A 13822-nucleotide genomic window follows, 5' to 3' on the forward strand; every position below is an offset into this window, starting at 1 on the left:
AAACAATCTACGACCGTTGCGGTGGGTCGTGCCAGGATCTTCTCCGTGAGCGACCACGTGGGAATCAACTGCGCCGACTACGCCAAATCGAAGCGGTCTTCCACGGGATCCTCCCGTAGTGTCGCGAGTATGGCCAGCACCGACGATGCCGCCGTTCTCCAGGAGCTCCTGCGCGACGCGTTCACCCGGTTGATCGAGCACGTCGACCAGATCACCGAGGGGTTGACCGACGAGGTGTCCGGTTACCGGCCGGCCCCGAACGCCAACAGCATCGCCTGGCTGCTCTGGCACAGCGCGCGGGTGCAGGACATCCAGCTGGCCGACGTCGCAGGCGTCGAGCAGGTGTGGTTCCGCGACGGCTGGGTGGACCGGTTCGGACTGGACCTGCCGCGCGACGACACCGGTTACGGGCACGGGCCCGACGACGTGGCCAAGGTGCAGGCGCCCGCGGACCTGCTGTCCGGCTACTACCACGCGGTGCACAAGCTCACCCTCGAATACGTCGCCGGGGTCACCGCCGAGGAGCTGGCCCGCGTCGTGGACACCAACTGGGATCCGCCGGTGACGGCCAGCGCACGGCTGGTGAGCATCATCGACGACTGCGCCCAGCACCTCGGGCAGGCCGCATACGTGCGGGGGATTGCGTAGATTCGCAGGCGTGCGATTCGCGGCGACCGTGCTGTTGTGGCTCATCACCACGCTCGCGCTGGCGGTCGCGATTCCCGCGGCGTGGACGCAGCTGCACGTCGTTGATGGCGACGGCTACGCCGCGCTGGCGCGGGGCGCGGCGACCGACCCGGCTCTGCAGTCGGCCATGGCATCCGAATTGACCACCCGGGCAATGACTCTCATCGCCGAGCATGGCGGCGGCCGCGATCCGGTCGACAGTTCCGAGGTGCACGACGCCGCCGGCGCCTTCACCGCCGGCCCGGCGTTTCCGCCGCTGTTCGCCCAGGCGAACCGGGCGGCGCATGGCTGGCTGTTCGGCGACCCGGGGGCCGGCGACAACGGCAACCAGTGGGCGGTCGACGTGGCGCCGATGCTCAACGACGGCGCGATTCAGCCGCTGCTCAGCCGCCACAACGTCACCGTCCCCACGAAACTCACTGTCCCGCTGACAGTTTCGGTCCCGCGATCGATGCGGCAGGGACGGCTGAGCCGGCTGTCCACCTGGGGCCCGTGGGTGAGTGTGGCCGCGGCGGCGCTGTGCGGTGTCTGCGCGCTGCTGACGGTGGCCGCCGCGCGCCGCCGTGGCAAGGCGCTGAGCAGCCTGGGCGTCTCGGCGCTGCTCGTCGGCGCGGCGGGCTGGGCGGGCATCGAGGTCGCCGGGCGCTACGTCAACGATGCGCTCAACCGCACCGCCGGCAACGTCCGCAGTGTCGCCGAGGTGATGGTCGGACACGCCGAAGCCGGTCTGCACCAATGGCTCAACGTCACGTTGCTGACCGGCGCCGGCCTGGTCGCACTCGGCGTGGTGGTCGCGATGCTGGGCAGCCTCGCGAAGAAGTCGTGAGCCGGGCGACTAGCCGAACGTGAACGAAAACACCTGCAGGCCCTTGCTTGCCTGCATGTCCAGCTGATCGCGGTGTGCGGAGTCGTCGGCGACGATCCGGTGCAATGTGGGCGCTCCGCCGATCGGCGTCGTAGTGGTCTTGCCGTCGCGGGTCACGGTGAGCGTGCCGGTGCCACCGACGACGGCGTAGACGTCCTTCGCGGTGTAGTTCAGCCGGACGACGGAGTCGTCGCCGTCGGCCGTGGCCCCCTGATCGTCCAGGGTCCAGCGGCCGCGCAGGGCGAATTTGTCGTCGGCCAGGCTCGGCGGGAAGCTCAGCGTGGCTGCGCCGTCTTTGTAATCCCCACTGCCGCCGTAGTTTCCGGACTTGCCGACGCCCAGATACGTCTCCGGCGTGAGGCGGGTCTGCGGAGTCATGTCGGCCGAGTTCGTCGGCGGGGGCAGCTGAATGCCGGGATGGGCGTCGGTCAGCAGCCTGCGGATCAGCTTTTCGGTGCCGTCGTAGTCGCCCTCGCCGAAGTTGGTATGCCGCACTTGCCCATTCGCGTCGATCAGGTACTCGGCCGGCCAGTACAGGTTCTGAAAGTTGTTCCACGTCGCGTAGTCGTTGTCCAGTGCGATGGGATAGGTGATGTGCAGGTCGGCGGCGCCGCTGGCCACATTGGTGGGCACCCGCTCGAAGGCGTACTCGGGGGTGTGCACCCCGATGACGAGAAACCCGCTGTCGCGATACCGGTTGTACCAATCGATCACGTGCGGGATCGCGCGCTGACAGTTGATGCACGAGTAGGCCCAGAAGTCGATCAGGATCACCTTGCCGCGCACCGATGTCGGGTCCAGCGGCTTGCCGTCCGGGGTGTTGAGCCACCCGGTGACACCTGTGAGGGCGGGAGCGGGTCCGCACTGTTGCAGCTCGGTGGAGCCGCTGGAGCAATCGCTGAGCGCACCGTCGACGATGGTGCCGGTCCGGCTCAGCTGCAGCCCGCTGCCCTGGTTGGGCTGCTGCGCAGGGGTCGAACCCAGGCTGCGCTCGATGTCGTTGGCCCCCAGCTTGTTCTGCATCGCCGTCGTGTAGTCGGGCACGGCGCGTTGCAGCATCGCCGGCAAGTTGAACACCAGCGCCACGGCGAGCACGATCATCGCGATACCGCCGGCGATCTGAATTACGCGCTGTCGGCGGCGGAACGCGGCCACTCGTTCGGCGACGCGCCGCCCGGCCAGTGCGAAGGCCAGCAGCGGCAACGCGTTGCCGATGGCGAACGTCGCGGTCAACACCAGCGCACCGGGCCCGATCGACGACGTCCCACCGGCCACCACGATGGCGGCCAGCACCGGACCCGCGCACGGCACATACAGGGCGCCCAGCGTCAGACCCAGGCCGAAACCATCTGTCCCAGCGCCGATTTGGCGTTGGGGAAAATACGCGAACGGCTGCTCGAGCAGGTGCTGCACCGGCGGGAAGATCAAACCCAGGCCGATCAGGATCAACACAACCAGTGCAGCCCAACGGATCGCGTCCTGCGGCAGGTGTAGCGCCGTCAGCAGCGCGGAACCGATCAACGTGGCCAGGCTGAAACTGCACACCAGGCCGGCGATCACCAGGTATGGCCGCGTCGCGGACTTCACGCTGCGGGCGCCGGCGCGGCCGCTGTCCATGCCGGACAGCAGAAGCACCGGGAGCACCGGCAAAATGCACGGCGAGATACCGGTGATCAGCCCACCGAGAAACCCGATCAGGGCGATGGTCTGCACGCGCTACTCGGAGGGACTCGACGGGCGCGGCACGATCAGCATGGTTACACCTTTACCTGTTTTGCCGCCGCCGAGTGACCCGGCCACAAATCACGCGACGTGCGTTATACAAATCACGCGACGTGCGTTACGCTCGGCCGGTGGCGCAACTCACATTTCAGCGCGCCCGCACGGAGGAAAAGAAGCGCCAACGTGCGGAGGCCCTCGTGGAAGCCGCGCGCTCGCTGGCGATGGAAACGGGCGTCGCGTCGGTCACCCTGACCGCAGTGGCCAGCCGCGCCGGAATTCACTATTCGGCGGTGCGCCGCTACTTCACCTCGCACAAGGAGGTTCTGCTGCACCTGTCCGCCGAGGGCTGGGTGCGGTGGTCGAACACGGTGTCGGACAAGCTGGCCGAGCCCGGCGCGAAGTCGCCGTCGCGCATCGCCGAGACGCTGGCCGAGGCCCTGGCCGACGACCCGCTGTTCTGCGACCTGCTGGCCAACCTGCACCTGCACCTCGAACACGAGGTGGACGCGGAACGGGTCATCGAGGTCAGGCGGATCAGCACCGCGGCCACCCTCACGCTGGCCGATGCGATCGGCAGCTCGCTGCCGGAACTCGGACGGTCGGGCTCGCTCGACATCCTGCTGGCCGCGTACTCGCTGGCGGCCACGCTGTGGCAGGTCGCCAACCCGCCGGAGCAGCTGACCGACGTCTATGCTGAGGAGCCCGAAGTCGTTCCGCCCGAGTGGAATCTGGATTTCGCGTCCGCGCTCACCCGCTTGCTGACGGCCACGTGCATCGGGCTCATCGCGGAGGCCTCATGAGCTCAGAAAGGGGGCCGGAGCGCTGTGGTTTGGCGAACTGCAACCGGTGAACACGGGGAAGGACTTGGAGCGCTCATGACGACGACTGAGCCGAGGACCGAGCCGCTGAAGAAGCAGGGCTCCGCCGGCAGGGAGGGCGAAAAGGTGGCTCCGCAGCGCGCTGGGAAAAAGGGGATTTTGGCCCGTTTCTGGCTGGTGCTCACGATCGCAGCCGTTGTCGCGCTGTCGGGATTCGTCGTGTACCGATTGCACGGCGTCTTCGGCGTTCACAAGGGTTCGTTCGGTGGTGGCACCTCGGGCGAGGTCCTCGACGAGTTCAACGCCAAGACGATCACGCTCGAGGTCTGGGGCCCACCGGGCAGCACCGCAACCATCAACTACCTCGACGAAAACTCCCATCCGCAGCAGGCGCTCAACGTGCCCTTGCCCTGGAGCAAAGTATTGAGTTCAACGAAGCCCGGCATTCCGGCAAACCTGGTGGCGCAAGGAGACGGCAGTTGGATCGCTTGCCAATTCGTCGTGAACAAGCACGACGGGAGCGGTGACGTCATCAAGACTCCGAATCGCTCAGATCCCAACCAAACCGTGAACGCCTTCGTCTACTGCCTGGACAAGTCCGCATGAGCGAGCCAGGCCAGGCTCCGCCGCGCGTCGACCAGCCGCTGATCCCGCCGTTCCTGCCGCGGATGATCCATCGGCTGGCCCTGCCGATCGTCCTGGTGTGGTTGGGCATCGTCTTCGTCACCAACACAGTGGCCCCGCAGCTGGAGGTCGTCGCCAAAACCCACTCGGTGTCGATGAGTCCTACTGACGCGGCATCCTTTCAATCGATGATGCGGGTCGGATCGACGTTCAAAGAGTTCAACTCCGACAACTCGGCCATGATCTTGCTGGAGGGCGAAAAGCCGCTCGGGGCCGAAGCGCACCGCTACTACGACGAGATCGTCAGGCGCATCGAGCAAGACAAGAAACACGTTCAGCACGTTCAGGATTTCTGGAGTGATCCGCTGACGGCGGCGGGTTCCCAGAGCCACGATCAAAAGGCCGCGTACGTCCAGGTTTATCTCGCCGGCAACATGGGCGGCGGGCTGGCGAACGAGTCTGCCGCGGCCGTCCGCAAGATCGTGGACTCGGTGCCCGCGCCGCCGGGAATCAAGGCATACGTCACCGGCGCGGGTCCGCTGTTCGCTGATCAGTCCCACGCGGGCGAGAAGGGCGTAGCGAAGGTCACGCTCGTCACTTTTGTGGTGATCATCGTGATGCTGCTGTTCGTCTACCGGTCGGTGAGCATCGTTCTGATCATGCTGGCCATGGTGTTCATCGAGCTGGCAGCGGCCCGCGGTGTCGTCGCGACGCTCGGTAATTACGGCGTCATGGGGCTTTCGACGTTTGCCAACAACATGCTGGTGCTGATGGCGATCGCCGCCGGGACGGATTACGCGATCTTCGTGGTCGGCCGCTATCACGAGGCTCGTGGTCTGGGCGAGACCCGCGAACAAGCGTTCTACACCATGTTCCACAGCACCGCGCATGTCGTGCTGGGATCGGGCCTGACCATCGCCGGCGCGATGTACTGCTTGAGCTTCTGCCGGCTGCCGTATTTCCAGTCGCTGGGGGTGCCTTGTGCGGTCGGCATGCTGGTCGCGGTGCTCGCGGCTTTGACGCTGGCTCCGGCGATACTGACGGTGGCGTCGTTCTTCAAACTCATGGATCCGAAGCGCCTTCTGCAGACCCGGGGCTGGCGTCGCATGGGCACCGCGGTCGTCCGCTGGCCCGCACCGGTTCTCGCGGTGACCATCGGGATTGCTTTGGTTGGTCTGCTCGCCCTGCCCGGTTACAAGACGGACTACGACAACCGCCACTTCCTGCCGGCGGACACCCCGGCCAATGTCGGTTATGCCGCCGCGGACCGGCACTTCGACCAGGCTCGGCTCAATCCTGAGCTGTTGATGATCGAGACCGATCACGACCTGCGTAATCCGGCCGACTTCATCGTCCTGGACAAGGTCGCCAAGGCGGTCTTCCACATCCCCGGTATCGGCCGGGTGCAGACCATCACCCGGCCGTTGGGCACCCCCCTCGACCACAGCACCCTCGGTTTCCAGATGGGTGCGCAAGCCGCAGGGCGGATTCAGACCCAGCACTATCAGGACGAGCAGGCGGCAAACCTGCTCAAGCAGGCAGACGAGCTGCACAAGACGATGGCGACCCTGCATGAGCAGATGCAGGTGACCCAGGATCTGAGCAACACGACACACGAAACCACCAGGCTGACCAAAGAAACGGTGAAGATCACCGAGGCGTTGCGCGACGACATCGCCAACTTCGACGACTTCCTCCGGCCGATCCGCAGCTACTTCTACTGGGAGAAGCACTGCTACGACATTCCGGTGTGCTGGGCACTCCGGTCGGTGTTCAATGCACTCGACGGCATCGACCAGGTGGCTGAGAACATCGTGAACCTCAGCGCGAACCTGGACAAGCTGGATCGGATCCAGCCGAAGTTGGTGGCGCTGATACCGCCGCAGATCGAGAGCCAGCAGCGCAATCTCGACACCATCATGTCGAACTACGCGACCACCATGGGTCTGAACGAACAGGCGAGAGCGCAGTCCGACAACGCCACCGCCCAGGGCGATGCCTTCGACAAAGCGAAGAACGACGACACGTTCTACCTTCCGCCGGAGGCGTTCAAGAGCCCGGATTTCGCCCGGGGTCTTAAACAGTTCATCTCGCCGAACGGGCATGCCGTCCGGCTGATCATCTCCCATGAAGGCGACCCTGCGACTCCCGAAGGCATCAACCACATCGAACCGATCAAGCAGGCCGTGCACGAGGCGATCAAGGGCACCCCCTGGGAGGGCGCCAAGGTCTACCTCGGCGGCACCGCCGCGACGTACAAGGACATGCACGACGGCTCCAACATCGACCTGATGATCGCCGGAATCGCCGCAGCCACACTCATTTTCATCATCATGCTGGTGATCACCCGAAGCGCCGTGGCGGCCGTCGTGATCGTCGGTACGGTGTTGCTGTCACTGGGCGCCTCATTCGGACTATCCGTGCTCTTATGGCAGTACATCCTGGGCATGAAGTTGCACTGGATGGTGCTGGCGATGGCGGTCATCCTGCTGCTGGCGGTCGGCTCCGACTACAACCTGCTGCTGATATCGCGGTTCAAAGAGGAAATCCACGCCGGCCTCAAAACCGGGACGATCCGCGCGATGGCCGGTTCGGGCTCGGTGGTTACCTCCGCCGGTCTGGTGTTCGCCGCCACCATGGCCACGTTCATGTTCAGCCCGCTGCTGGTGATGGCTCAGGTGGGTACGACCATCGCGCTGGGTCTGCTGTTCGACACCTTGATCGTGCGGTCGTTCATGACACCGTCGCTGGCCACCTTGCTCGGGCGCTGGTTCTGGTGGCCGCAGCACGTGCGTCCACGGCCGGCCAGCACCATGCTGCGACCGTACGGACCGCGTCCCGCCGTGCGCGAGCTGATCCTCAACGACGTCGACCAGCACCCGGCGGGCGGAGTGGTACAACCGCGCTGACCTTCATGTCACGTGAGTGTCGAAGATCCGTGCCGGCGTGAAGAGCTGCGACTCGGCCTCGGGGCGTGGTAGGAAAACTTCGCGGTGAGAAGTGAACCGCAGCCCTGGCCCACAACAGCTGCTGCGGCCCTACAAACCTAGGTCGTGGGTTCGTGCGCTGATACAGCCCCGAGGGGACGACGCGTCGGACAACGAGTTCCGGGCGCCGTCACCGCGTTACGCGACCCTAGCCTTGCGGGGGGTCGACCCTGCCCTTGACAGGCCCTGGCCACCCAGGCGGACCAGTCGGCTCGGCCCAGTCCCAGACCGACATGTCGCCGGGTGGGTACTGGTTGCAGATGTCGGTGGCCTTGGCCACGACGCCCTTGTTGTTCCAGAAGATCTTCATGTGGTTGGGCCAGGCCACCCACAGCGGATCGGACACGGGCGCATAGAAGTTCTCGGAGTAGTTCCGGCGGTCCTCCGGCGACAGCGAGTAGAACCAGTGCGCCTTGTCGATGGTCGCCTGCTGGACGTTCGGGTGGTTGTCGAAGTCGATCATGTAGCGCTGGTAGTACACCGGGCTGGTGTCCCGGGAGGCCGCCAGGATCTGCTCGGCGTCGCACGTGGTGTTGATCATCCGGCGGGGGATCGGGAAGTCCTCCGTGGAGTCGGCCACCGCGGTCGACGGAAAGATCGCAGCGGTAACACCCAGAGCAAGGAACGCGGCGCCTGCACGCAGGCCGGTACTCAGCCGAGACATAGCAAATACGGTAACACTTTTTGACCCGTCGGGGACAGTTCCCAGGTCACTGCCAGGATTTGGCTAGCGCATCTCAGTATCAGTCGCGATCAGGGACGATGATGTGCGTCGGGTCGGGTCGCAGCTCCGGCGGAGCCTGGCTGTAGTCGCCGAACGGGCCGTCGCGGCGCTCGATCGCGGCCCGCACGCCCTGGGCCTGGGCGGTCTTGATGAAGGCCAGCGCGTCGGGGGTGTTGCGCATCAGGCCGTCGAGGATTCCGCCCAGCGTCTGGGTTGAGGCCAGCCCCATGTTCTCGTAGGCCTGGTTGACGATCAGCTTCTGCGCCTGCAGCTGCGACAAGGGGATCTGCGCCAGCTCGGCCGCGATCTCGGCGACCCGCGCCTCCAGCCTCTCGAACGGCACCGCCTCGTTGATCAACTCGATGTCGGCGGCCTGCACGCCGGTCAGCGGTCGGCCGGTCAGCGAGTGCCACTTCGCCTTGGACAGGCTCAGCCGGTAGAGCCACATCCCGGTCAGATACGCCCCCCACATCCTGCTGTAGGGCGTGCCGATCACTGCGTCTTCGCTGGCGACGATGATGTCGGCGCACAGCGCGTAGTCGCTGGCCCCGCCCACGCACCAGCCGTGCACCTGCGCGATCACCGGCTTGGACGCCCGCCAGATGGCCATGAACTTACTTGTCGGCCCGGTCTCGCGGGAGCTGACCATCGCGAAGTCCTTGCCGGGATCCCATTTCCCGTCGGTCATCATGGACTCGCCCCAGTGCTGGAACCCGCCGCCGAAGTCGTACCCGCCCGAGAAGGATCGGCCCGCACCGCGCAGCACGATGACCTTGATCGCCTGGTCGCGCTCCGCCAGGCCGATGGCGGCCTCGATCTCGTCGGGCATCGGCGGCACGATGGTGTTGAGCTGCTCCGGACGGTTCAGCGTGATGGTGGCAACCGGGCCGGCCGTCCTGTACAGCAGCGTCTGGAAGTCGCTGGTCGGCATAGCTTCCTTAGGGGTCGGGCTGACGGTTCTCCGGCGAGGACGCATATATTCGCCCGCCGATCTTCAGATACGGCGTGGTGAGGTAAGCCGAGAACGCGATGATGGCGGAGAAGACCGCCGCCGCGAGGACGCCGTTCGGCCAGAGCTGGCCCGTCCCGAACGCGAAGCAGACGATGCCGATGATCGCGGTCGCCCAGTAGAACCGCCGGCCGGCGCGGCGGTGTTTGACGAAGCGATAGCGCGCCTGGGCCGCCGAGGCCAGGATGAAGATCAATCCCGTGGCGAGCAGGGTGAGTTCGATGCGTTGGATCGCGGACACGTCGACGATCCTATGGCCGCCCGAGCATCTGCCATAGGAACGAGTAGGTTAGCGCCGACTTGAACGCCACCTGCTCGTTGTCCGCCGCGCCGGCGTGCCCGCCCTCGATGTTCTCGTAATAGAAGACCGGGTGACCGGCGGCCTCGAGCGCGGCCGTCATCTTGCGGGCGTGACCCGGATGCACCCGGTCGTCGCGGGTGGAGGTGGTCATCAGCACCGGCGGGTACTGCCGTGTCGCCGAAATATTTTGGTAGGGCGAGTATTCGGAGATGAACGCCCAGTCATCGGGGTTGTCCGGGTCGCCGTATTCGGCGACCCACGAGGCGCCGGCCAGCAGCAGGTGATAGCGCTTCATGTCGAGCAGGGGAACGCTGCACACCAGCGCGCCGAACCGCTCCGGGTACCGGGTCAACATGATGCCCATCAGCAGGCCGCCGTTGCTGCCGCCCTGAGCCCCGAGCTGCTTGACCGTGGTAATGCCGCGATCCACCAGATCGGTTGCCACGGCGGCGAAGTCCTCGGCTACCTTGTGCCGCCCCTCACGCATCGCCTGGGTGTGCCAGCCGGGGCCGTATTCGCCGCCGCCGCGAATGTTGGCCAGCACGTACGTGCCGCCGCGGGCCAGCCAGAGCCGGCCCAGCACGCCGCTGTAACCCGGTGTGTTCGACGATTCGAAGCCGCCGTAGCCGTAGAGCAGGGTGGGTGCCGGCCCGTCGGAAGCCGGCGGGCCGCCGGGCCGCACCACAAAGTAGGGGATCGAGGTGCCGTCCTTCGACGCGACGAAATTCTGTGTCACCGAGATGTTTTCGGCATCGAAGAATTCGGGGGCGGACTTGATCTGTTCGAGTTGCCCGTCGTCGGTGCCGCGCATCAGCCGCGAAGGCGAGTCGAATCCGCTGGAATCGAGGAAGAACTCGTCGCCGGTGTCGTCGGCGGAAACGATCACGGTGTTGGTCGCGGCGGGAATGCCGGCCAACGGCTCGCGCCGCCAGTCACCGGGCGTGACGATCTCCACGCGGCTGGCCACATCCGCCAGTGAGACGATCAGCAGCCGATCCTTGGTCCACGCGTAGTGGTTGAGGGCGGTGTGCTCGTCGGGTTCGAAGACCACCTGCAATCGCGCTGTGCCGGCGAGGAATTCGTCGTAATTCGCGGCCAGCAGCGACCCGGCGGCGTAGGTGGCCTCGCCCAACGACCAGTCGCTGCGCAGCTCGATCAACAGCCAATCGCGGTGCAGGCTCACGCTGGCATCGGTGGGCGCGTCGATGCGGATGAGTTCCGACCCGCGCAACTCGTAGACCTCTTCGTTCCAGAAGTCCAGCGCGCGGCCGATCAGGGTGCGCTCGTAGCCGGGGATCCGGCTGGCGCTCGCCACCACGTTGACGTCGGAACGCGCCCCCTCGAACACCGTCTCCGCTTCGGCGAGGGGGGTGCCGCGTCGCCAGCGTTTGACCACCCGCGGATAGCCGGAATCGGTCAGCGAATCGGGGCCGAAGTCGGTGCCGACCAGCACGGTGTCCGGATCGGCCCAGCTGACCTGCGATTTGGCCTCCGGAAGCGCGAACCCGTCGTCGACGAATTGTCGTGTCAGCATGTCGAATTCACGCACGATGGAGGCGTCCGAGCCGCCGCGGGACAGGCTGACCAGCGCGCGGGTGTATTCGGGGTAGATGACGCCGGCGCCGGCCCACACCCATTTCTCGCCGTCGGCCCGGCCCAGCTCGTCGACGTCGATCAGCACGTCCCACTCGGGGGACTCGGTGCGGTAGCTGTCCAGCGTGGTGCGCCGCCAAAGGCCCCGCGGGTTGGCCGCGTCACGCCAGAAGTTGTAGAGGTGCTCGCCGCGGCGGACCACGTAGGGGATGCGGGCGTCGGTGTCGAGCACCTCGAGCGCCTCGGTGCGCATCCGTTCGAAGTTCTCGTCGCGAAAGCGCGCCAGCGTCGGCTCGTTCCGCGCTCGCACCCAATCCAGCGCCTCGTCACCGGTGACGTCCTCGAGCCACAGGTACGGATCTTGGTTGTCTTCGGGGGCGGCGTGAGCTTGCGACGTCATGGAAGCCATTGTGGCGCCAGCGGTAGTGTGAGGTGAATTACACAGCTGAGCGAGGGGTGAGGGCAGATGACTGTTTTCGCACGTCCAGGTTCTGCCGGGGCATTGATGTCGTATGAATCCCGCTACCAGAACTTCATCGGCGGGCAGTGGGTCGCCCCGGTGAAGGGGCGCTACTTCGAGAACCCGACACCGGTCACCGGCCAGACGTTCTGCGAGGTGGCCCGCTCCGACGAGGCCGACGTCGACAAGGCGCTCGACGCCGCGCACGCGGCGGCTCCGGCGTGGGGCAAGACGGCACCGGCCGAGCGGGCCGCGATCCTGAACAAGATCGCCGACCGCATCGAGGAGCACACCGCCGCGCTGGCGGTGGCCGAGGTCTGGGACAACGGCAAGCCGATCCGCGAGGCGCTGGCCGCCGACATTCCGTTGGCCGCCGACCACTTCCGGTATTTCGCCGGGGCGCTGCGCGCGCAGGAGGGCTCGCTGTCGCAGATCGACGAGGACACCGTGGCCTACCACTTCCACGAGCCGCTCGGCGTGGTCGGGCAGATCATCCCGTGGAACTTCCCCATCCTGATGGGCGCCTGGAAACTGGCGCCCGCGCTGGCGGCCGGCAACGCGGTGGTGCTCAAACCCGCAGAGCAGACACCGGTTTCGATCCTCTACCTGATGTCGCTGATCGGTGACCTGTTGCCGCCCGGGGTGATCAACGTCGTCAACGGCTTCGGCGCCGAGGCCGGCAAGCCGCTGGCGTCGAGCAACCGGATTGCCAAGATCGCGTTCACCGGTGAGACCACCACCGGGCGGCTGATCATGCAGTACGCCTCGCAGAACCTGATTCCGGTCACCCTGGAACTCGGAGGCAAGAGCCCCAACATCTTCTTCTCCGACGTGATGGCCAAGGCCGACGATTACCAGGACAAGGCGCTGGAGGGCTTCACCATGTTCGCCCTCAACCAGGGCGAGGTGTGCACCTGCCCGTCGCGCAGCCTGGTCCAGGCCGACATCTACGACGAGTTCCTCGAGCTGGCCGCGATCCGCACCAAGGCGGTCCGCCAGGGTGATCCGCTGGACAGCGAGACCATGCTGGGGTCGCAGGCATCCAACGATCAGCTGGAAAAGGTGTTGTCCTACATCGAGATCGGCAAGGACGAGGGTGCCAAGGTGATCACCGGCGGCGAACGCGCCGAGCTCGGCGGCGACCTGTCCGGCGGCTTCTACATGCAGCCCACCATCTTCGGCGGCAACAACAAGATGCGGGTGTTCCAGGAGGAGATCTTCGGGCCGGTGGTGACGGTGACGTCGTTCACCGATTACGACGACGCCATCTCGATCGCCAACGACACCCTTTACGGCCTGGGCGCCGGGGTGTGGAGTCGCGACGGCAACACCGCGTACCGGGCCGGTCGTGACATCCAGGCCGGCCGGGTGTGGGTGAACTGCTACCACGTCTATCCCGCCCACGCGGCGTTCGGCGGCTACAAGCAGTCCGGCATCGGCCGGGAGAATCACAAGATGATGCTCGACCACTATCAGCAGACAAAGAACATGCTGGTGTCCTACTCCGAGAAGGCGCAGGGGTTCTTCTGATGGTCCCGCCCGCTGGGGCGGCGATCACCGCCCCGGCCGCCGAGGTGCTGACGCGGCTGCAGGCAACCCATGGACCGGTGATGTTCCACCAGTCCGGCGGCTGCTGCGACGGCTCGTCGCCGATGTGTTACCCGCTCGGCGACTTCCTGGTCGGTGACCGCGACGTGCTGCTCGGCGTGCTCGACGTCGGGACGGACGGCGTGCCGGTGTGGATTTCGGGCCCGCAGTACGCGGCCCACTATCGCGACAAGCACACCCAGCTGGTCATCGACGTGGTGCCGGGCCGCGGCGGCGGGTTCAGCTTGGAGGCACCCGACGGGGTGCGGTTCCTGTCCCGCGGCCGCGTCTTCACCGACGAAGAGCAGGCGTCGCTGGCCACCGCGAAGGTGATCACCGGCGCCGACTACGAGCGCGGTGAACGCCCCGGGGCGCGGGGCCCGGTGGTGGCTGACGCGGCCGCGGCGACGTGCCCCCCGCGCCGGTAGCCGCAGTACAGTCGGGA

Annotated in this window: 12 protein-coding genes; 7 read left to right on the top strand and 5 right to left on the bottom strand. The window is 66.3% G+C overall.

All coding sequences use genetic code 11. The annotated features are described in order from the left end of the window. Window positions 1–129: 129 nt before the first annotated feature. Window positions 130–648 carry a mycothiol transferase gene (locus ACZYVJ_RS17780; protein WP_463832225.1) on the top strand — a complete coding sequence of 173 codons (519 nt, stop codon included), beginning with the start codon at window positions 130–132 and terminating at the stop codon, window positions 646–648. A 10-nt stretch (window positions 649–658) separates the two neighbouring features. Then, on the top strand, window positions 659–1513 hold the full coding sequence (locus ACZYVJ_RS17785; RefSeq protein ID WP_463832226.1) for a hypothetical protein: 855 nt from the start codon (window positions 659–661) through the stop codon (window positions 1511–1513). Between the two features lie 9 nt (window positions 1514–1522). Here the strand turns inward: ACZYVJ_RS17785 and ACZYVJ_RS17790 are convergent, their stop codons facing one another. Continuing rightward, a complete protein-coding gene (locus ACZYVJ_RS17790) occupies window positions 1523–3265 on the bottom strand; it encodes a cytochrome c biogenesis protein DipZ (RefSeq protein ID WP_463832227.1) in 1743 nt (580 codons plus the stop codon). A 122-nt stretch (window positions 3266–3387) separates the two neighbouring features. Here ACZYVJ_RS17790 and ACZYVJ_RS17795 point away from each other — a divergent pair, with 122 nt between their 5' ends. From ACZYVJ_RS17795 to ACZYVJ_RS17805, 3 genes are all read left to right on the top strand, one after another. Further along, complete coding sequence (locus ACZYVJ_RS17795; protein WP_463832228.1) at window positions 3388–4074, top strand: TetR/AcrR family transcriptional regulator; 687 nt, start codon at window positions 3388–3390, stop codon at window positions 4072–4074. 75 nt (window positions 4075–4149) lie between these two features. Continuing rightward, window positions 4150–4698: an MmpS family transport accessory protein gene (locus tag ACZYVJ_RS17800; protein WP_463832229.1), complete on the top strand. Its 549-nt coding sequence runs from the start codon at window positions 4150–4152 to the stop codon at window positions 4696–4698. Then, window positions 4695–7625 (top strand): MMPL/RND family transporter, encoded by a 2931-nt coding sequence (locus ACZYVJ_RS17805; protein ID WP_463832230.1) that lies wholly within the window; start codon window positions 4695–4697, stop codon window positions 7623–7625. The genes ACZYVJ_RS17800 and ACZYVJ_RS17805 overlap by 4 nt, the downstream gene beginning before the upstream one ends. Before the next feature lie 226 nt (window positions 7626–7851). Here the strand turns inward: ACZYVJ_RS17805 and ACZYVJ_RS17810 are convergent, their stop codons facing one another. The 4 genes from ACZYVJ_RS17810 to ACZYVJ_RS17825 form a co-directional block, all read right to left on the bottom strand. Beyond that, a complete protein-coding gene (locus ACZYVJ_RS17810) occupies window positions 7852–8367 on the bottom strand; it encodes a DUF5078 domain-containing protein (protein WP_463832231.1) in 516 nt (171 codons plus the stop codon). Between the two features lie 79 nt (window positions 8368–8446). After that, window positions 8447–9358, bottom strand: coding sequence for a crotonase/enoyl-CoA hydratase family protein (locus tag ACZYVJ_RS17815; RefSeq protein ID WP_463832232.1), 912 nt, complete (start codon window positions 9356–9358; stop codon window positions 8447–8449). A 7-nt stretch (window positions 9359–9365) separates the two neighbouring features. After that, window positions 9366–9677 carry a hypothetical protein gene (locus tag ACZYVJ_RS17820; protein ID WP_463832233.1) on the bottom strand — a complete coding sequence of 104 codons (312 nt, stop codon included), beginning with the start codon at window positions 9675–9677 and terminating at the stop codon, window positions 9366–9368. A 10-nt stretch (window positions 9678–9687) separates the two neighbouring features. Beyond that, window positions 9688–11730 carry a prolyl oligopeptidase family serine peptidase gene (locus ACZYVJ_RS17825; protein WP_463832234.1) on the bottom strand — a complete coding sequence of 681 codons (2043 nt, stop codon included), beginning with the start codon at window positions 11728–11730 and terminating at the stop codon, window positions 9688–9690. 66 nt (window positions 11731–11796) lie between these two features. Between ACZYVJ_RS17825 and adh the strand changes: the two genes are divergently transcribed. Next, window positions 11797–13320, top strand: coding sequence for an aldehyde dehydrogenase (gene adh / locus ACZYVJ_RS17830; protein ID WP_463832235.1), 1524 nt, complete (start codon window positions 11797–11799; stop codon window positions 13318–13320). Continuing rightward, window positions 13320–13805 carry a DUF779 domain-containing protein gene (locus ACZYVJ_RS17835; protein WP_463832236.1) on the top strand — a complete coding sequence of 162 codons (486 nt, stop codon included), beginning with the start codon at window positions 13320–13322 and terminating at the stop codon, window positions 13803–13805. The genes adh and ACZYVJ_RS17835 overlap by 1 nt, the downstream gene beginning before the upstream one ends. Window positions 13806–13822: the final 17 nt, after the last annotated feature.

The sequence above is a fragment of the Mycobacterium sp. IDUB_3 genome (genome assembly GCF_055419585.1).